At 63.3% G+C, this 20,313-nt stretch carries 11 protein-coding genes and 1 pseudogene; 6 read left to right on the top strand and 6 right to left on the bottom strand.

Translation table 11 applies throughout. From position 1 onward, the window contains the following. The first annotated feature begins 200 nt into the window (after positions 1–200). From ABE464_RS13635 to ABE464_RS13625, 3 genes are all read left to right on the top strand, one after another. On the top strand, positions 201–2,363 hold the full coding sequence (locus ABE464_RS13635) for a TonB-dependent siderophore receptor (RefSeq protein ID WP_346472399.1): 2,163 nt from the start codon (positions 201–203) through the stop codon (positions 2,361–2,363). A 722-nt stretch (positions 2,364–3,085) separates the two neighbouring features. Further along, on the top strand, positions 3,086–5,239 hold the full coding sequence (locus ABE464_RS13630) for a TonB-dependent siderophore receptor (protein WP_346472398.1): 2,154 nt from the start codon (positions 3,086–3,088) through the stop codon (positions 5,237–5,239). 28 nt (positions 5,240–5,267) lie between these two features. Next, the gene (locus ABE464_RS13625; RefSeq protein ID WP_346472397.1) at positions 5,268–6,449 is read left to right on the top strand and encodes a PepSY-associated TM helix domain-containing protein; all 1,182 of its coding nucleotides are present in this window, start codon (positions 5,268–5,270) and stop codon (positions 6,447–6,449) included. 87 nt (positions 6,450–6,536) lie between these two features. On the opposite strand, the pseudogene ABE464_RS13620 reads toward ABE464_RS13625, so the two are convergent. The 6 genes and pseudogenes from ABE464_RS13620 to ABE464_RS13595 form a co-directional block, all read right to left on the bottom strand. Beyond that, a pseudogene (locus ABE464_RS13620) lies at positions 6,537–7,554 on the bottom strand (PDDEXK nuclease domain-containing protein). Then, positions 7,551–8,765, bottom strand: coding sequence for a site-specific integrase (locus ABE464_RS13615; protein ID WP_346472396.1), 1,215 nt, complete (start codon positions 8,763–8,765; stop codon positions 7,551–7,553). The pseudogene ABE464_RS13620 and the gene ABE464_RS13615 overlap by 4 nt, the downstream one beginning before the upstream one ends. Positions 8,766–9,009: 244 nt before the next feature. After that, positions 9,010–9,513, bottom strand: a complete 504-nt coding sequence (locus ABE464_RS13610; protein WP_346472395.1) for a hypothetical protein — start codon at positions 9,511–9,513, stop codon at positions 9,010–9,012. A gap of 39 nt (positions 9,514–9,552) precedes the next feature. Then, positions 9,553–9,846 (bottom strand): LysM peptidoglycan-binding domain-containing protein, encoded by a 294-nt coding sequence (locus ABE464_RS13605; RefSeq protein WP_070426094.1) that lies wholly within the window; start codon positions 9,844–9,846, stop codon positions 9,553–9,555. 94 nt (positions 9,847–9,940) lie between these two features. Next, positions 9,941–10,759 carry an NADPH-dependent 7-cyano-7-deazaguanine reductase QueF gene (queF, locus tag ABE464_RS13600; protein WP_346472394.1) on the bottom strand — a complete coding sequence of 273 codons (819 nt, stop codon included), beginning with the start codon at positions 10,757–10,759 and terminating at the stop codon, positions 9,941–9,943. Between the two features lie 99 nt (positions 10,760–10,858). Next, positions 10,859–12,190, bottom strand: coding sequence for a M20 family metallopeptidase (locus tag ABE464_RS13595; RefSeq protein WP_265308729.1), 1,332 nt, complete (start codon positions 12,188–12,190; stop codon positions 10,859–10,861). A 228-nt stretch (positions 12,191–12,418) separates the two neighbouring features. Here ABE464_RS13595 and ABE464_RS13590 point away from each other — a divergent pair, with 228 nt between their 5' ends. The 3 genes from ABE464_RS13590 to ABE464_RS13580 all read left to right on the top strand — a co-directional run bounded on the left by ABE464_RS13590 (position 12,419) and on the right by ABE464_RS13580 (position 20,142). Continuing rightward, positions 12,419–13,657 carry an efflux RND transporter periplasmic adaptor subunit gene (locus ABE464_RS13590; protein ID WP_346472393.1) on the top strand — a complete coding sequence of 413 codons (1,239 nt, stop codon included), beginning with the start codon at positions 12,419–12,421 and terminating at the stop codon, positions 13,655–13,657. An 88-nt stretch (positions 13,658–13,745) separates the two neighbouring features. After that, a complete protein-coding gene (locus ABE464_RS13585) occupies positions 13,746–16,985 on the top strand; it encodes an efflux RND transporter permease subunit (RefSeq protein ID WP_346472392.1) in 3,240 nt (1,079 codons plus the stop codon). A 34-nt stretch (positions 16,986–17,019) separates the two neighbouring features. Then, positions 17,020–20,142, top strand: a complete 3,123-nt coding sequence (locus ABE464_RS13580; protein WP_346472391.1) for an efflux RND transporter permease subunit — start codon at positions 17,020–17,022, stop codon at positions 20,140–20,142. Positions 20,143–20,313 lie beyond the last annotated feature (171 nt).

Genomic DNA, 20,313 nt, shown 5'->3' with positions numbered 1-20,313 from the left:
GGCACGACACGCTTACCAGCCCGCCACAGTTCGCCACCGCTATTGCAACTTTGTTGCAATTGATAATGAGAATGTTATATCATCACAAATTGTAATGCACCACTTCTGTGCGTCGCGCCTAGCCTTTTTCGCTTATCTCAGCGGTACGCCAGCGCCTCCAGGGGGTGCTTCCGCCCATCCCATCAGAAGAAAAGGTTGACATGCAGGCTCACGCATTCGTGGCCCCCGTTTGGCGCAAGACGCTGCTCGCGGGCCTCATCTCAGGCATTCTTGGCACCTCTGCCTACGCGCAGGACACCACCCAGGACAGCACTACCGAACTGGATGCCGTCACGGTCACAGCACCACTGCTGAACAAGGCCTTCGAGGTCAATGCGGGTGCCTTCGGCGCCAAGGACACGATGGAAGTGCCGTTGGCCATCCAGAGCTACGGCGCCAAGTCCATTGCGGACACGTCGGCGCGCACCGTCCGCGACGTGCTGGCAATCGACCCATCCGTGCTCAGTTCGTCTTACGGCGGTGGTTTCGACAATTTCCGCCTGCGCGGTTTTGCGATGGACAACTTCAACACCATCCGCCGCGATGGTATGGCGTTGGCACCGCACTACGATGTGCCCATGGAACTGATCGAACGAGTGGATGTGCTCAAGGGGCCGTCCGGCTTCCTGTACGGTTTCAATTCGCCCGGCGGCACGATCAACTACATCCCCAAGCGTCCCACGCGCGATCCCTTCACCAACCTGACGTTGCAAGGCTCGTCCTTGCAGGGAAAGTATATCGCTGTCGATACCAGCAACGCTTTGGCAGATGGTGCTGTAGGCTACCGCTTGAATGCGGGTTACGAGAAAGTCGGCAACTTCAACCACTTTGGTGATCTGGAGCGCAAGTTCGTTGGTTTGGCGACTGACTTCCGTTTCAATGACCGCGCACTGCTGCAATTGAATGCGGACTGGAACTGGAAAAGCGCCATGTCCGATCCGCTGTTGCGCGCCTACCAGAGTGGCCGCGCAGATCCACTGAATCCGGCCAGTTATGTGCTGCCGCCTGAATTTGACCGCCGCGATGCGCTTTCACCGTCGTGGTATCGCCACAAGACCGAGGCTTACAACCTGGAAGCCAAGTTCGACTACACCCTGAGCGATAACTGGACTTCGGTCACGCAAGCGAACTGGTCGCAAGTCAAGCGCCATGGCGGTTACGTCGATCTGTTCGACATCCAGCCCAATGGCGACATTGGCTACGCTGACCTGTATCAGTCGCGCGGAGAGGTCTTCACCACCTGGTCGCTGCAATCCTATCTGTCAGGCAAGTTCACTACCGGCAGTCTGTTCCACGATCTGTTCGTAGGCGCTTCGTATCGCCAGTTCCGCGACAAGAGCCCGTATTGGGATTTCGTTGAAAGCGCCAATGGCATCAGCGTCGGTGACATTTCGGTGGGCAATATCCGTAATCCGGTGCAACCGCCGCGCTGGGACTTCGGCCCGGAACAAGAGATCGACTTCAAATCCAGCATCAAGGAAAGCTCGGTCTTCGCCAGTGACCTGATCACGATCAACGAGCAGTTCCAGGTACTGCTGGGCGGGCGCTACATCTGGTACAAGGCACGCAACCTGTCAGCCACTGCCGAGCCTCAGGACAAGAATGTCTTTGTGCCGACGGGTGCGCTGATCTACCGCCCGACCGATAGCGTGATGACGTACTTCAGCTATTCGCGCGGCTTCGAGAAGGGAGACTACGCCCCCTACAACGCCAACAATGCGAACCAGCCGACCAACGCCATCGAGTCCGAGCAATACGAAATCGGCCTGAAAGCAGACATCAACCAGAACCTCAATTTAGGCGTGGCATTGTTCGATATCAAGCGCGATGCCAGCTACCTCAACACGGCCAACGACTATGTCAGCAATGGCCGCTTCCACCATCGCGGGATTGAGTTCAACGCTACCGCTCGTGTCACGCGAGGATTGACGTTGCTGGGCAACGTCGCCTACCTCGATACCGAACTGCAGGATGTGACCGACACCACCACGCTCGGCAAGCGCAGTGAAGGCGTGCCGCGCTGGAAGGGTGCAGTAGGTGCGCGTTATGCGTTCGCCGACATCCCCGGCCTGTCGGTCGATACCACGCTCAGCTACGTCGGCAGCCGTCCTGTCGATGCGCAAAACAGTGGTTTCATCCCCAGCTATACCCTGTGGGATGCGGGTGTCAGTTATGAGACCAAACTGGGCAGTACGCCGACCACCTTCCGCTTACATGCCAAGAACCTGACCGACAAGTATTACTACGCTGGCGTGTATTACAGCGGAGGCCTGGAAGTCGGTCGCGGCCGTGAAGTGTTCCTGTCTGCGAACTTCAAGTTCTAATTGTCGGCATGGCAGGCTTGCCGTACCGATGGACAGCCATGGGAGACGCAATGCGTGTCTCCCATGGTTGCCCCGGGTGCCCGTTACGGGTGGTGGTCAGCGGTTTGAACGCGCCACTGAGATTGGCATTTTGGTTGCCATGTGCTGATGGGACAAGCACGTAGTCGCAAATTCAACTTGATTGCCGTCTGGATCGCGCTATTCGCTATCCTGGTTAATCCTGTCGCGTCCGCGTTTTCCTATACCCAGCATGTTTCTGCTCGCGGTGAGTGGCATGAGCTTTGCCATGGCGGCGGCTTGGCGAAGGTCTTTGTTGCTGCGACAGAAGATTCCGAGCCAGGCACGCCAGATCACAACACGCATCACTGCCCCTTGTGCTGCCTGGGCCATGGCGCATCATGGGCGTTGCCGCCATCGCTACCCGATTGGGTACTTCAGCAACCATCAGGGACGTCATATCCCCGTCCATTCCTTAACACTCGCCATACCTCACATGTGTGGCTTTCGGCGCAACCGCGCGGTCCACCCTCGCATTCCTGATCTTTCCCGACTCAAGGGAGTCTATTCATCCCATCTCGTTTTCTCGCCCATCAGGCGAGTGCTCTGCTGTCGCGCATATTGCCAAGGCAGTCCATCCATGCGAGATCGGGCCAGCGTTTACAGGCGACCAACCGGAGGAGACGACTTCTCCGTGATCGTTCATCAAATCAGGAATGCCACACATGTCATCACAACACTTGCCTGCCAGGATCATTCTGGCCAGCGCGACTGCCGTCGCTTTTAGTACCGCATCGTTCGCACAAACAACCGCCAGTCAAGAACCCATCGCCGAATTGGATGCGGTGACTGTCACAGCACCACCGCTGAACAAAGCACTGGAAGTCAATGCCGGCGCATTCGGTGCCAAGGACACCATGGAGGTTCCCCTCTCCATCCAAAGCTACTCGGCAAAGGCCATCGCCGAGACCTCGGCCCGTACCGTTCAGGACGTTCTTGAAAGAGACCCCTCCGTCACGGGCGCTTCCTATGGAGGAGGCTTCGACAATTTCCGAATCCGCGGATTCACGATGGACAATTTCAATACCTTGCGGCGCGATGGCCTGTCCCTCGCGCCGTACAACGACATGCCGTTGGAACTGTTTGAGCGCGTCGATGTACTGAAGGGACCATCGGGATTTCTCTATGGGTTCAATTCACCTGGCGGTACCGTCAATTACCTGAGCAAGCGACCCACGCGTGAGCCGTTCTTGAATCTGACAGTACAGGGCTCTTCGCTGCAAAACCGCTACATAGCGGTGGATGCCAGCAATTCGGCCATGGATGGCACCGTGGGGTACCGGCTGAATGCGGGGTACGAAAAAACAGGCAACTTCAACCATGCCTATGACATGGAGCGAAAATTCGTCGGCCTGGCAACGGACTGGAAATTGGGTGATCGCACGCTCTTACAAGTCAATGCGGACTACTCCAGCAAGACGGCATTGGCCGACCCTCTGCTGCGTGCCGACCAAAGCGGACGCGCCGACCCCTTGGATCCGTCCAGCTACGTGTTGCCTCCCAAGGTAAATCGGCGTGATGCATTGACCCCTTCATGGTTTCGCCACAAGACCGAAGGCGTCAACGTGGACGCGAAACTGGAACATGCGATCAATGACAGGTGGACTTTTATTGCGCAAGCAAACCACTCCCGTTCCAAACGAAACGGAGGGTTCAATGATTTATTCGATATCCAGCCCAATGGCGATATTGGCTATGCAGACTACTACGTGTCGCGCGGGGAGGTGTTCACCGTCGCATCCGTACAAAGCTATTTGTCCGGCCGATTTTCCACTGGCCCGCTATCTCATGATCTATTCGTAGGTGCAGCTCATAAATATTTTAAGGACAAAAGCCCTTACTGGGATTTCGTGGAAAGTGCGGATTGCGTTACGGTCGCACAGACTTCGGTTGGAAACATCCTCAATCCCGTACAACCATCTCGCTGGGATTTCGGCGAGGAACTGGGAACGGCGTTCACCAGCAGGATCAAGGAGAACTCCGTCTTTGCCAGTGACCTGATCACTTTCAACGACCATTTCCAGGTATTGCTTGGCGGCCGCTACATCCAATACAGGGCGCGAGACCTTTCGGCTGATGCGGTGGCGCAGGACAAGAATGTTTTTGTTCCGACCGGTGCATTGATCTATCGCCCGACGGATCGCATCATGACGTACGTCAGCTATACGCGCGGATTCGAGCACGGCGAGTACGCTCCCTTCTACGCCGAGAACGCCAATCAGCCATCGGACGCCATCGAGTCGGAACAGGTGGAAATTGGTCTGAAAGCGGATATCAACGACTGGTTGAACCTGGGGGTTGCCGCATTCAACATCGACCGCGATGCGAACTACGTGAATCTGGACAACTACTTTGTCAGCGGCGGCCAATACCGCCATCGAGGCGTCGAGTTCACGGGCAATGCCAAGGTCAATAACCAACTGACCGTGTTCGGCAATCTGGCGTACCTGGACACCGAACTGCGCGGCGTGGTCGATCAAACCGTCCTGGGTAAGCGCAGCGAAGGTGTACCTCGCTGGAAAGGTGGTCTCGGTGCGCGCTACGCCTTTGCCCAAGTACCCGGCCTGTCGTTGGACACCATGCTCAGCTACACCGGGAGTCGCCCTGTCGATGCGCAGAACAGCGGCTTCATTCCAGGCTACACCCTGTGGGATGCAGGCATCAGCTATGACACCAAGGTTGGCGGCACACCAACGACCTTCCGTTTGCATGGCAAGAACCTCACCAACAAGTACTACTACGCCAGCGCCTTGTATCAAGGAGGGCTGATGGTGGGCCGTGGACGAGAGGTCTTCCTGTCAGCCCAGTTCCGCTTCTGACATGCTTCGGCGACTGCGGGCAGGCTGCTTGCGTCTGCATCGCTGGTTCGGTCTGGCTGGCGCGGCATTTCTTCTCGTCGTCGGCCTGACCGGCGGCGTTCTGGCCTTTTACGAAGAATTGGACGCGTGGATGGCACCTCAGCTTGTGGCAGCCGAACGACTGGGCCAGCCACGGCTGGATCTGGCTGTGCTGGCCGAGCATGCGCAGGCACTGGCTCCCGAGGTGCTGGTGGTGGAAGCCACCTGGCGCCATGACGGGCGGCAGGCCGAAATTCGCACCCAGCCCCGCGCAGGAACGAATGCCAGCAGTGATCCAGAGTTCGACAGCATTCTGCTCGACCCTTGGACCGGTGCCGAACTGGGGCGGCGTACCTGGGGTGACATCCGGCAAGGTACGATCAATCTCATCCCGTACATTTACCGTTTGCACTATGAGTTGGCCCTCGGGCATCCCGGCATGCTATTGCTGGGCCTGGTGGCATTAGGCTGGACGCTGGATTGCTTCATTGGCCTGGTGCTGACCTTACCCATGCCGACGCAGCATGCAGGTAGTCGCCGGCCAACAAAGCGCTTTTGGTCGCGCTGGGCGCCCGCGTGGAAGATCAAGCATCCGGCATCTGGTACACGGCGGCTGTTCGACCTGCACCGGGCATTCAGTCTCTGGTGCTGGGCGGTGCTTCTGGTGTTTGCCTGGTCCGGCGTGTCCTTCAATCTGCCATCGGTGTATGAGCCAGTGATGCGGGTACTGACCGGATACGTGCAGTCAAAGGCGGTCGCCACACAGCCAGAAACATCCCCTTCATTGTCCTGGCCACAGGCATTGCATCGTGCGCGTTCGGCGATGGATCAAGCCTCTGCAGATCAAGGACTCACTGTGCAGCGCGAAGTCATGCTCCGGCTTCTCCCCGAGCAAGGGTTGTGGCTGTATCGCACCCATACCAGTCGCGATATTCTGGATCGTCGCGGTGCCAGTGACCTGTACATGGATGCTGCCACCGGCCAAGCATTGGATTTCAGATTGCCGACTGGCCAAGACACCGGCACGACCATCACGCACTGGCTTTATGCCCTGCACGTTGCCAATGTGGGCGGATGGCCTTGGCGGGTTACAGTGGTGCTCATCGGTCTTGTTCTAACCCTGCTATCGGTAACGGGGGTATTGATCTGGCAGCGAAAGCGTCGCGTCAAGCTGCCCGCAGTCAAGTCATGACTCAAAGGCTTCATCCTCCGGCCCGATTCTGAGATGCTGACACGCGTAGGTTCAATAGCGGCACGCTTGGACGTATGAATGCTGTTTTCAGGATTTCTCGTCGGACTGCCTCTGCTCGATCTGCAACCGCGCTCGCTCCGTCGCCTGCTGTAACTTCTCGCCCAGCACCGCACGCGGCGGCAAGCTGGTCAGGTACTCGGCAACGTGGATGCCTGACTTGTCCAGTTCCAGCAACTCGATCTGTTCGCGCTTCTTGCCAGTGCAAAGGATGATCCCCAATGGAGAAGCCTCTTCTGCTTCCCGCTCGTGCTTGTCCAGCCAACGCAGGTAAAGCTCCATCTGCCCCTTGTAGGCGGCTTTGAACTCGCCAATTTTTAACTCCACCGCCACCAGTCGGCGAAGCTTGCGGTTGTAGAACAGCAGATCAAGGTGGAAATCCTCGTCGTCGATCTGGATGCGCTTCTGCCGGGCAACGAAGCAGAACCCCGCACCCAGCTCCAGCAGGAAAGCTTCCATTTCGCGGATGATGGCCGCCTCCAGGTCGCTTTCCTGCCAGCTATCCCGCAGCCACAGGAAGTCAAGGATGTACGGGTCGCGCATGACCAGCGCCGGGGTCATGAGCTGCGCATCACGCAGGGTCGCCAGCTCCTGCGCGATGGTTTCTTCCGGCTTTTGGGACAGCGCCGTGCGCTCATACAGCATCGAGTCGATGCGCTCGCGCAGCGTCCGCACGCTCCTTGAGCGCCAGCAGCAGGACGAAATGCGACCAGCTCAATTGTCGCGACAGTGTCGCGACAATTGGTTCCTCGGGAAACGTGGCGGCGAACTTGACCATCCGGCGCAAATTCTTTTCCCCAAAGCCGCGCCCATAGTCGAGGGTAAGCTGCTCGGCCAGGGTCGGCAGGATTTCTTCGCCGTACCCGGCCCGCTGCCCGGCCAGCACCTCCGTATGGATGCTCTGGCCGATCTGCCAGAACAACAGGGTCAGCTCGGCATTGACCGTCGAGGCGACGCGCTGCCTCGATGCCTCGATCAGTGCCCGTATGTCGCCCAGCAGCGTCGTCGGCGCTATGGGTGACGCGATGGATGCCTTACGCTTGGTCATGCTGTCGCCTCCGCAGCCGGAAGATGCTGCTTGGTGCCAGTGATAGTTTTACGCCGGTTCGCCACCAGTTCGGCCGCTTCCCGCACCGGTTTGTCCTCGGTGTGGACGTAGCGCATAAACATCGCCACGGTCTTGTGCGCCGTCAGCACCATGCCGACCTTGACCGGGATGCCCGAGTTGGCAATGTCGGTCGCCGAGCGGTGGCGGATGCCGTGCGTGCCCACATGGGACACGTCGGCGCGCTTGAGGATGCGTGTCCAGCCGCTGTAATACTCGCCGGTGGTCATGTGTTGCCCCGGATGGTTCGGTGACGGGAACACATACGGGCATCCGTCTTGGCGGGGCGCGGTGGACAGCAGCCGATAGGCTTCCTCACTCAATGGCTTGGACATGCCGCCGGTCTTGCTGTCGGGCCAGACCACACGCCGGTTCTCCAGATCGACCCAATCCCATTGGAGCGTGACAATCTCGGAGCGCCGACCGGCGAACTCGAATTGCAACCGGATAGCCAGCGGCAGGACGGCATGATCCAGACCCAGCCCGTCGTTTTCCAGATAGTCGAGATACCGGAACAGCTTGCCCATTTCTTCGTCGCTGATGAGGTGTGTGGCCTTGCCGTTGGGATACATCGGGACGTGACGGCACGGGTTGGTGCCGTCGGGCCGGTAGCCCCACACTTCGGCCAGATTGAACATCTTGCGCATCACGCTGAACGTGCGGTTTGCGTCGGCGGGCTTGTGGGCCATCTTCTTCATCATCGTCGCCACGTCCGGGCGCTTCACGTCCTGCACCTTCATGCGGCCCAGCATCGGGATGATGTTGTTGTCGATGCACTTCTGGTAGCCGACTTGCGTGCTGGGCTTGTTGCGCTGCTTGGAGTGATCCTCCATGAACTTCTTGCACAACTCCGCGACTGTAGGAGCGGATCGGGCCGCTGCCTTGTCGGCGGCCGGGTCGCCGCCCCGGCGCACCTGGGCCAGCCATTCCTGCGCCAGCGAGCGGGCCTGTTCCACGGTCAGTTCCCCGTACAGGCCCAAGGCGGGTTTGCGGCGCTCCCCGGCGTTCGTCCGGTACTGGAGCATAAACACCTTGCGGCCCGCTGGTGTAATCTTGCACAAGAAGCCGGGCACCAGGGTATCCCTGAGTTCGACGGCTTGCGCCTGAGGTTGTGCCGCATCGACTGCGGACTTGGTGAGCTTGATCTTAGCCATGATGACTCCTCGGAAAGACCCGTTTCCAAGAGCCACATGGGGGCCAAGCGGACGGAAGCCGGGTCAGGTTTCAGAAAGCACCGGCATATGTTGAACCCGCGTAACCTATTGATAAACCTGCTGTATAGGGTCTGAGCGCAGTCCAGCGAATTTCGGTGCTGGAGTCATGGTGAAATAAAAAAGACGCAGCCTCGCGGCTGCGTCCATCGTGAGCCTGTTGCCGGGAGAGAGTCGGCGTCTAGGCTTACTTGACCTCAAACTCCTGCGGCGATCCAGCCGCCTTACCATCTACCGTGACTTCCGCGCGGTACTTGCCCGCCGGCCAGCCATTGGCATTCTTGAAGGAGATGTTCGTGGTCTCGGCACCGGTGGTATTGACCACCTGGTTCTGCTCACCGGCGACCTGACCGTTCTGGAAGGTCAGCTTCGCCGCCACGTTGGCATTGTTGGCGCTGCCGTCGGTGCGGATCGAGACGATGATGTCGTCCTTCGGCGCGAACAACGCAGCCGAAGTAACCGTCTTGTCGGCCGCAGCGGTCTTGCCGACAGTCACGTTGGAGACGTTCACCCCGGCCGCGGCGGTCATCGGCTGCGGGGCGGCTTCGGTCATCGGCGCCGGTGCGGCCGGTGTGGTCGCCGCCGGCTGCGCATTGTTGTCAGCGGTGTCTTCTTTCTTCTTGCAGCCGGCCAGGGCCACGGTGGCCAGAAGCGCGGCGAGAACGGCAGTACTGATGGACGACTTCTTCATGGAGGTTGCTCCCTGTGTGATGGTGGGCAGTGCAGCGGATCAGGCTTTGGGCGGCAGTTTCAGGGTCTGGCCCGGCTGGATCTTGTCCGGGTCGTCCAGCACGTCGCGGTTGGCCTCGAAGATGCGCTTCCACGCATTGGCATCGCCCAGTTCCTGCTTGGCGATCTTCGAGAGCGAATCGCCCTTCTGCACCGTGTAGGTGCCTCCGACCTTCTCCGCGGTGGTATCCACCGAGGCGGTCACGCCCGAGAAATCGACCTGATCGACTTTCTGCGCGGTGGTATCAACGCTGGCGCTGACACCGGAAAAGTCGACTTTCTTATCGGTACTCATCCATACACTCCCGTCTTGATTGACGACATGGGAGGCACGGTGTCACAGCCCTTGTTAATGGGGCATGGCGTGGATGTGAAGACGTGCGGAACGCCTACTGGCGCAGGTCGCGGACGGTGCGCGCCGGGGCGGCGATGCCCGGGCTGGCCCGCCACGGGTTGATGTCCAGCCCACCGCGGCGGGTGTAGCGCGCTTCCACTTCCAGCCACTGCGGCTGGCAGCGCTGGGTGATCTCGCTGAAGATCCGTTCGACGCACTGCTCGTGGAACTCGGCGTGTTCGCGGTAGCTGATCAGGTATTTCAGCAGGCCGTCGCGGTCGATCTTCGGGCCGCGGTAACGCACGCTGACGCTGGCCCAGTCCGGCTGGCCGGTGACCGGGCAGTTGGACTTGAGCAGGGCCGAACTCAACGTTTCGGTGACCACCTCATCGGCATCGGCAAACAGGAACTCCGGGGCCGGCGGGCCGTAGCGCTCAATGGTCACCTCGCGCTCGTCCAGCGATTCCCCTTCGGCCTCTTCCACCAGCGGCGGCACCCCGAGCACCACGGTCACCACCGCGCCGGCACACGCCGACAGATCGCGGGTGATGCACAGGCGTGCGGCCGCGTCATCATCGAAGCGCGTGCTGTTGAGCGAGTTGAGATACAGCTTGAACGACTTGGATTCGATCAGGTTCGGCGAGGTGCACGGCACGCTGACCGTGGCCACGGCCACGCGCGGTTTGCCGCGACCGTCCAGCCAGCTCAGCTCATAGGCCTGCCAGCGGTCATGGCCGACGAACGGCAGCGCCGCCTCGTCCAGGCCGATCTCCTCGCGGGCGCCACGGCGCGGGATGGGGAAGAGCAGGCCGGGATCGTACTGCGACGGGTAAGCCACCTCGCGACCGAGGCTGGAGTCCTGGGGGGTATTCATGCCGCCATTTTACGCCGGTAGGCGCGCGGCGTCCGCCGGCGAAAACGAAGAGCCCCGGCCAGCGGCTGGGACCTACCGTCTACCAGCCGTCGTCTGACGTCAGCCTGCGCCAGGCGCCGCAGCCGCCGTCCCATTGAGATAATCCAGGCTCACCTGCAGCAGCGCGCGCAGGCCCACATCCAGCGCCTTCTCATCGAGCAGGAACTTCGGCGAGTGGTTGGCCGGCGCCGTGGCCGGATCGATCCCCTCGCTGGTGGAGCCCACGAAGAAGAACATCCCCGGTACCTGCTGGGCGTACAGCGAGAAGTCCTCGGCGCCCATCTGCAGCGGCGGCTCGTAGACGTTGCCCTCGCCCACCACGGCCTGAAGGCTCGGCAGCATACGAGCGGTCAGTGCAGGATCGTTGACCGTGGCCGGGTTGCCCTCGGACTCGTAGATCTCGGTTTCCGCCTTGGCCCCGTGCGCGGCCGCGGTGTGCTCGGCCACGTTGCGCAGGTCGGCGAAGATCTGCTGGCGCATGCCTTCGTCGAAGGTGCGGATGGTGCCGACCATCTCCACTTCATCGGGAATGATGTTGTAGCGGATGCCGCCCTTGATCGCGCCGAAGGTCACCACCGCCGGCTGCTTGGACAGGTTGGCGCGGCGGCTGACGATGGTCTGCGCGGTGCCGACCAGGTCGGCGGTGGCCACGATCGGGTCCACCCCGTTCCACGGCGCCGAGCCGTGGGTCTGGCGACCGATCACCTTGATCCCGAACCGGTCCGAGGCGGCCATCAGCGGGCCGCCACGCACCGCGATCTGGCCGGCCGGCACGCTTGAGAACACATGCAGGCCGAACACGGCTTCGGGCTTGAAGTCCTTGAACAGCCCTTCCTTGAGCATCAGCGCCGCACCGCCCTCTTCCGGCGGCGGCGCACCCTCTTCGGCGGGCTGGAAGATCAGCATGACTTCGCCGGGCAGGTTCGCGCGCATCTTCACCAGCGCATCGGCCACGCCCAGCAGGGTGGCGGTGTGGGCGTCGTGGCCGCAGGCGTGCATCACCCCGACCGTCTCGCCGCGGTAGGTGCTGGTGGCCTTGGAGGCGAACGGCAGGCCGGTCTGTTCGGTCACCGGCAGCGCATCCATGTCCGCACGCAGGGCGATCCGCGGGCCGGGCTTGCCGCCCTTGATGATGGCCACCACGCCGTGGTGGGCGATGCCGGTCTGCGGCTTCAGGCCCATCGCGCGCAGGCGCTCGGCCACCTTGGCCGAGGTGCGTTCTTCGCGGTTGGACAGCTCCGGGTGCTGGTGGAAGTCACGGCGCCAGTCGATCACCTGGGCCTTGAGGCGGGTCGCAGCGGCGGCCACTTCCGGGCGTTCGGCGGGGGCGGCGGCGGCCAGGCCGGGGGCGGCCAGCAGCAGGGCGGACATCAACAGCGACAGACGGGGCATTGAAGGTCTCCACGGGTCAGAACGGCGGTCGAACCTGAATGTAGGGCATCGGCGCCGGTCGCGCTGTAACTTTCTGCCCCGGCGAACGTTCATGGATGGAACCTCATCCGTCACATCCGGTCTGATCGCCCGTCCCATCCGTCATGCATGAAAGGCCACGGGCGACGAGTATGCTTTGCGCCTAGCCAACCGGGCCCCCGCCCTCCGCCAGCCCTCGGGAGTTATTGAATGTCGCGTTTCTGGAAGATCGTGCTGCTGGTGGTCGCAGTGCTGGTGATTGCCGTTGTGGGTATGCGTCTGATGGGTGGCAAGAAGGGTGACGCGGCAGGCCCTGCAGCCGAAGGGCGCCAGGGCGCTGACCCGGCCAACGCAGGCCCGGTGCCGGTCACGGTGATCGAGGCGGTCCGCCAGGACGTGCCGGTCTACGCCAGCGCGCTGGGCACGGTGGCGGCGATGAACACCGTCACCGTGAGCCCGCAGGTCGGCGGACAGCTGATCAGCCTGAACTTCAAGGAAGGCCAGGAAGTGAAGAAGGGTGACCTGCTCGCGCAGATCGATCCGCGTACCCTGCAGGCCAGCTACGACGAGGCCGCGGCGGCCAAGCGCCAGAACCAGGCCCAGCTCGCCACCGCCCGCTCCAACTACCAGCGCTCCAATTCGGCCGAGTACCGCCAGTACGTGGCCAAGACCGATCTGGACACCCAGCGCAATCAGGTGGCCCAGTTCGAAAGCGCCGTGGCCGCCAACGAGGCCAGCATGCGCGCCGCCCAGGTGCAGCTGCAGTACACCCGCGTCACTGCCCCGATCTCCGGCATCGCCGGTATCCGTGCGGTTGACGCCGGCAACATCGTCAGCGCCGGCACCGCGCTGGTGACGCTGACCCAGATCCATCCGATCCATGTCGTGTTCAACCTGCCCGAGCGCCAGCTGCCGGCCGTGCGCGAGGCCCAGGCCGCCGGCGCGGTGGACATCGCCGCCCTGGACCGCAACGACGCGCACGTCCTTACCGACGGTGGAAAGCTGGACGTGGTGGACAACCAGATCAGCAGCGACAGCGGCACCTTCCGCGCGCGTGCCCTGTTCGACAACGCCGACAATTCGCTGTGGCCGGGCCAGTTCGTCAACGTCCGCATGCAGCTGCGCACCATCGCCGGCGGCGTGGTGATCCCGACCCAGGCCGTGATGCGCGGGCCGGACGGTGAGTACGTCTACATCGTCACCCCGGATAGCACCGTGGCCATGCAGACGGTCAAGAGCGGCGTGGAGGTCGGCGACAGCCAGGTGCAGATCACCGAGGGCCTGAAGGGTGGCGAGCGCGTGGTGAGCGAGGGCCAGTTCCGTCTGAAGCCGGGCGCCAAGGTCACCGCGCTCAAGCCGGGCGAAACCCCGGCCGCACCGACCGAAGCCGAGCTCAAGGCCGCCCAGCAGCAGGGTGGCGGTGGACGCCGCGGCGGCGGTCCGCGCTGATCGCGCCCGCCCTACGTTCCTGACGCCGGCTTACGTGCCGGCGTTCGCCTGATCCAACGCAGCACGACGCACCAGCAAGGACCCGCCCGTGGGCTTTTCGACGATTTTCATCCGCCGCCCGATCGCCACCTCGCTGCTGATGGCGGGCCTGCTGCTGCTCGGCATCCTCGGCTACCGGCAGCTGCCGGTGTCGGCGCTGCCCGAGATCGATGCGCCCAGCCTGGTGGTGACCACGCAGTATCCCGGTGCCAACGCGGTCACCATGGCGTCGCTGGTGACCACGCCGCTGGAGCGCCAGTTCGGGCAGATTTCCGGGCTGGAGATCATGACCTCCGATTCGTCGGCAGGGTTGTCCACGATCATCCTGCAGTTCTCGATGGACCGCGATATCGACATCGCCGCGCAGGATGTGCAGGCCGCGATCCGCCAGGCCACCCTGCCCTCCTCGCTGCCCTACCAGCCGGTCTACAACCGGGTGAATCCGGCCGACGCGGCCATCATCACCCTCAAGCTCACCTCCGACACGCGCCCGCTGCGCGACGTCAACAATTACGCCGACTCCATCCTCGCCCAGCGCCTGTCGCAGGTGCAGGGCGTGGGCCTGGTCTCCATCGCCGGCAACGTGCGCCCGGCCGTACGCATCCAGGTCAACCCGGCACAGCTGTCCAACATGGGTTTGACCCTGGAAGAGCTGCGCAGCGCGCTCACCCAGGCCAACGTCAACGCGCCCAAGGGCTCGCTCAACGGCAAGACCCAGTCCTACTCGATCGGCACCAACGACCAGCTGACCAGCGCCGCCGAGTATCGCGACACCATCATCAGCTACAAGAACGTCCGCCCGGTGCGCCTGTCGGACGTGGCCAACGTGGTCGACGGCGTGGAAAACGACCAGCTGGCCGCGTGGGCCGATGGCAAGCCGGCCGTGCTGCTGGAAGTGCGCCGCCAGCCGGGCGCGAACATCGTGCAGACCGTCGAGCGCATCCGCGCGTTGCTGCCGCAGCTGCAGAACGTGCTGCCGGCCGACGTGCACCTGGAGATCTTCAACGACCGTACCGAGACCATCCGTGCCTCGGTGCATGAAGTGCAGTTCACTCTGATCCTGACCATCGGCCTGGTGGTCGCGGTGATCTTCGTGTTCCTGCGCCGCCTGTGGGCGACCATCATTCCCTCGGTGGCAGTGCCGCTGTCGCTGGCCGGCACCTTCGGTGTGATGGCGTTTGCCGGGATGTCGCTGGACAACCTTTCGCTGATGGCGCTGGTGGTGGCTACCGGCTTCGTGGTCGACGATGCGATCGTGATGATCGAGAACATCGTGCGTTACATCGAACAAGGAAAGAGCGGACCCGAAGCGGCCGAGATCGGCGCGCAGCAGATCGGCTTCACCGTGCTCTCGCTGACGATTTCGCTGGTGGCGGTGTTCCTGCCGCTGCTGCTGATGCCCGGCGTCACCGGCCGCTTGTTCCATGAATTCGCCTGGGTGCTGAGCATCGCGGTGACGCTGTCGATGCTGATCTCGCTGACGCTCACCCCGATGATGTGCGCCTACCTGCTCAAGCCCGATGCGCTGCCCGAAGGCGAGGATGCGCACGAACGCGCGGCCGCTGCCGGCAAGACCACCGTGTGGTCGCGCACCGTGGGCCTGTACGAGCGCAGTCTGGACTGGGTGCTCGAGCACCAGCCGCTGACCCTGGCCGTCGCTGCCGGTGCGCTGGTGCTGACCGTGGTGCTGTACCTGGTCATTCCCAAGGGCCTGCTGCCCGAACAGGACACCGGGCTGATCACCGGCGTGGTCCAGGCCGACCAGAACATCGCCTTCCCGCAGATGGAGCAGCGCACCAAGGCCGTGGCCGAAGCCCTGCGCAGCGACCCGGCGGTGACCGGCGTGTCGGCCTTCATCGGCGCGGGCACCATGAACCCCACGCTCAACCAGGGCCAGCTGTCGATCGTGCTCAAGGAGCGTGGCGACCGCGATGGGCTGGATGAGATCCTGCCGCGCCTGCAGAAAGCCGTGGCCGGCATCCCCGGCGTGGCGCTGTACCTCAAGCCGGTGCAGGACGTCACCCTGGATACCCGCGTGGCCGCGACCGAGTACCAGTACTCGCTGTCGGACGTGGACAGCGCCCAGGTCGCGCTGCAGGCCACCCGCCTGACCGAGGCGCTGCGCCAGCGCCCGGAGCTGGCCGACGTGGACAACAACCTGTCCAACCAGGGCCGCGCGCTGGAGCTGACCATCGACCGCGACAAGGCCAGCGTGCTCGGCGTGCCGATGCAGACCATCGACGACACCCTGTACGACGCCTTCGGCCAGCGCCAGATCTCCACCATCTTCACCGAGCTCAACCAGTACCGCGTGGTGCTGGAAGTGGCACCGGAGTTCCGCACCAGCACCGCGCTGATGAACCAGCTGGCGGTGGCCTCCAATGGCGCCGGTGCGCTGACCGGCAGCAACGCCACCAACTTCGGCCAGGTCACCTCGTCCAACTCTTCCACTGCCACCGGCATCGGCGCGCAGAACACCGGCATTCCGGTCGGCGCCGGCAACATCATCCCGTTGGCCGCCCTGGCCGAAAGCAAGGTCACCAGCACCCCGCTGGTGGTCAGCCACCAGCAGCAGCTGCCGGCGGTCACGGTGTCGTTCAACATCGCGCCGGGCTATTCCCTGTCCGATGCGGTCAAGGCGATCGAAGACACCAAGGCCGGCCTGGACATGCCCTCGCAGGTGCATGCGCAGTTCATCGGCAAGGCCGCCGAGTTCACCGGCAGCCAGACCGATGTGGTGTGGCTGCTGCTGGCCTCGCTGGTGCTGATCTACATCGTGCTGGGCGTGCTGTATGAGAGCTACATCCACCCCTTCACCATCATCTCCACCCTGCCCCCGGCCGGCGTGGGCGCGCTGCTGGCGCTGATGGTGTGCGGCCTGCCGTTGTCGGTGGATGGCATCGTCGGCATCGTGCTGCTGATCGGCATCGTCAAGAAGAACGGCATCATGATGGTGGACTTCGCGATCGAGGCCCGCCGCACCGGTGCCAACGCGCATGAAGCGATCCGTCGCGCGTGCCTGCTGCGCTTCCGCCCGATCATGATGACCACCGCTGCCGCGATGCTCGGTGCATTGCCGCTGGCGCTGGGCACCGGCATCGGCTCGGAACTGCGCCGCCCGCTCGGCATCGCCATCGTCGGCGGCCTGCTGCTCTCGCAGCTGGTCACCCTGTACACGACGCCAGTGATCTATCTGTACATGGAGCGCTTCTCCGAGCGCCTGCGCCAGCGCCGCGAACAGCGCGCGCTGCGCCATGGGCACGCGCCGGCGCAGGAGCCGCAGGCGTGATGATGAGCACCGTAGGCCGTTGCGGAGGCGTTCGATGAACATCTCCGGTCCGTTCATCCGCCGCCCGATCGGCACCGCCCTGCTGGCCATCGGCCTGTTCGTGGTCGGCGTGATCTGCTACCTGCAGCTGGGTGTTTCGGCGCTGCCGAACATCCAGATCCCGGTGATCTTCGTGCACGCCAACCAAGCCGGCGCGGATGCCACGACGATGGCCTCCACGGTGACCGCGCCGCTGGAGCGTCACCTTGGCCAGTTGCCGGGCATCGACCGCATGCGCTCGTCCAGCTCGGAAGGCAGCTCACTGGTCTTCATGATCTTCCAAAGCGACCGCGACATCGATTCGGCCGCGCTGGATGTGCAGACCGCGATCAACTCGGCTCAGTCCGACCTGCCCGCCGGGCTGGGCACGCCGATGTTCCAGAAGGCGAACCCGAACGATGACCCGGTCATCGCGATCGCCCTGACCTCGGAAACGCAGTCGGCCGATGATCTCTACAACGTGGCCGACTCGTTGCTCGCCCAGCGCATCCGCCAGATCACCGGCGTGTCCTCGGTGGATATCGCCGGTGCTTCCACGCCGGCCGTGCGCGTGGACGTCAACCTGCGCCTGATGAACGCCCTCGGCCTGACTGCCGATGATCTGCGCAACGCGGTGCGTGCGGCCAACGTGACCTCGCCGACCGGCTTCCTCACCGATGGCAACACCACCACCGCGATCATCGCCAACGACTCGGTGGCGCGCGCGGCGGACTTCGCCCAGCTGGTGATCAAGACCGCCGACAATGGCCGCGTGATCCGCCTGCAGGACATCGCCAACGTCTACGACGGGCAGCAGGACGCCTACCAGGCCGCGTGGTTCAACCACAAGCCGGCGGTGGTGATGTATGTGTTCACCCGCGCCGGCGCCAACATCGTAGAGACCGTGGACCGGGTGAAGGCGCAGATCCCGACCCTGCGCGACTACTTGGAACCGGGCACCACGCTCACCCCGTATTTCGACCGCACCCCGACCATCCGCTCCTCGCTGCACGAGGTGCAGATCACCCTGCTGATCGCGCTGGCGATGGTGGTGCTGACCATGGCGCTGTTCCTGCGCCGGCTGGCCCCGACCCTGATCGCCGCGGTGACCGTGCCGTTGTCGCTGGCCGGCGCGGCACTGGTGATGTATGTGTTGGGCTTCACCCTGAACAACCTGAGCCTGCTGGCGCTGGTGATCGCGATCGGCTTCGTGGTCGACGATGCGATCGTGGTGATCGAAAACATCATGCGCCACCTCGACGAGGGCATGCCGCGCATGCAGGCCGCGCTCACGGGCGCGCGCGAGATCGGCTTCACCATCGTCTCGATCACCGCCTCGCTGGTGGCGGTGTTCATTCCACTGCTGTTCGCCGAAGGCATGATGGGCGCGTTCTTCCGCGAGTTCACCGTCACCCTGGTGGCGGCCATCGTGGTCTCGATGATCATCTCGCTGACGCTGACCCCGGCGCTGTGCAGCCGCTTCCTGAGCGCGCATGCCGATGCGGGCGAACCGAGCCGCTTCGGCCGCCTGCTCGATGCCGGCCACGACCGCATGTTGCGGATCTACGTGAAGCTGCTCGACTTCTCGCTGCGCCACGCACTGCTGCTGTCGCTGACCCCGCTGCTGCTGATCGGCGCGACCATCTTCCTGTTCGGTGCAGTCAAGAAGGGCGCCTTCCCGGCCCAGGACACCGGGCTGATCTGGGGCCGCGCGAATTCCAGCGCCACGGTCTCCTTCGAGGACATGGTCAACCGCCAGCGCCGCATCACCGACATGCTGATGGCCGACCCGGCGGTGAAGACCGTGGGTGTACGCCTGGGCAGTGGCCGCCAGGGCTCCAGCGCGCAGTTCAATGTGGAACTCAAGTCCCGCAAGGATGGCCGCCGCGAAACCACGGCACAGGCACTGGCGCGCCTGAGTGCCAAGGCCGACCGCTACCCCGATCTGCAGCTTCGCCTGCGCGCCATCCAGGATCTGCCCAGCAACGATGGCGGCGGTGCCAGCCAGGGTGCGCAGTACCGCGTGTCGCTGCAGGGCAACGATCTGGCCCAGCTGCAGGAGTGGCTGCCGAAACTCCAGGCCGCGCTGAAGAAGAACCCGAAGCTGGCCGACGTCGGTACCGACGTGGACGCCGCCGGCCTGCGCCAGAACATCGTGATCGACCGCGCCAAGGCCGCGCGCCTGGGCGTCTCGGTCGGTGCCATCGACGGCGCGCTGTACGGCGCCTTCGGCCAGCGCCAGATCTCCACGATCTACTCGGACATCAACCAGTACAGCGTGGTGGTCAACGCCCTGCCCGAACAGACTGCAACACCCGGAGCGCTGGACCAGATCTACGTGCGGGCCGGCAATGGCGAAATGGTGCCGATCACGGCGGTGGCCGAGCAGGTGCCGGGCCTGGCACCGTCGCAGATCACCCACGAAAACCAATACACCACGATGGAGCTGAGCTACAACCTCGCCCCCGGCACCAGCATGGGCGAGGCCAAGGCCATCATCAACAGCACGGTCAACGGCATGCGCATGCCCGGTGACATCCGCCTGGCCGAGGACGCAGGCTTCGGCTTCGATTCGGACCCGATGGCAATGCTCATCCTGGTGATGGCGGCGATCATCACCGTCTACCTGGTGCTGGGCATGCTGTACGAAAGCCTGATCCACCCGGTCACCATCCTCTCCACGCTGCCGGCGGCAGGCGTGGGCGCGCTGCTGGCGCTGTACGGCACCAACACCGAGCTGTCGGTGATCTCGATGATCGCGCTGGTACTGCTGATCGGCATCGTCAAGAAGAACGCGATCATGATGATCGACTTCGCCGTGGTGGCGCAGCGCGAGCACGGCAAGACGCCGCTGGAGGCCGCACGTGAGGCCAGCATCGTGCGCTTCCGCCCGATCATGATGACCAGCATGGTGGCGATCCTGGCCGCGGTGCCGCTGGCCATCGGCCTGGGCGAAGGCTCCGAGCTGCGCCGCCCCTTGGGTATCGCGATGATCGGCGGCCTGCTGTTCTCGCAGAGCCTGACCCTGCTCAGCACCCCGGCGCTGTATGTGATCTTCTCGTGCCTGCGCGAGCGCTGGGTGGCCCGGCGGGCCCGCCGCAGGGAGCGACGGGCGTTGAAACGCGCCGCACGCGCCTGAGGATCAGCGCGCCTGCACTGAACGTGGTTCATGCAGGTAGGTGCCGACCGTTGGTCGGCACCCCGCCGGATTGACGCTTCCGGCCTAAAAGAGAACAATTCGCATCAGCCACGGTCCTGCACTGCCCCTTGCGATGCCCCGCTGCCGCTGACGCGGCACGCCTGACGACTC

This window comes from Stenotrophomonas sp. TWI587 (assembly GCF_039674145.1).
Classification (GTDB): Bacteria; Pseudomonadota; Gammaproteobacteria; order Xanthomonadales; family Xanthomonadaceae; genus Stenotrophomonas; species Stenotrophomonas maltophilia_AY.
Note: the sequence above shows the minus strand (reverse complement) of the source record. Positions and strands in the feature narration are given on the sequence as shown.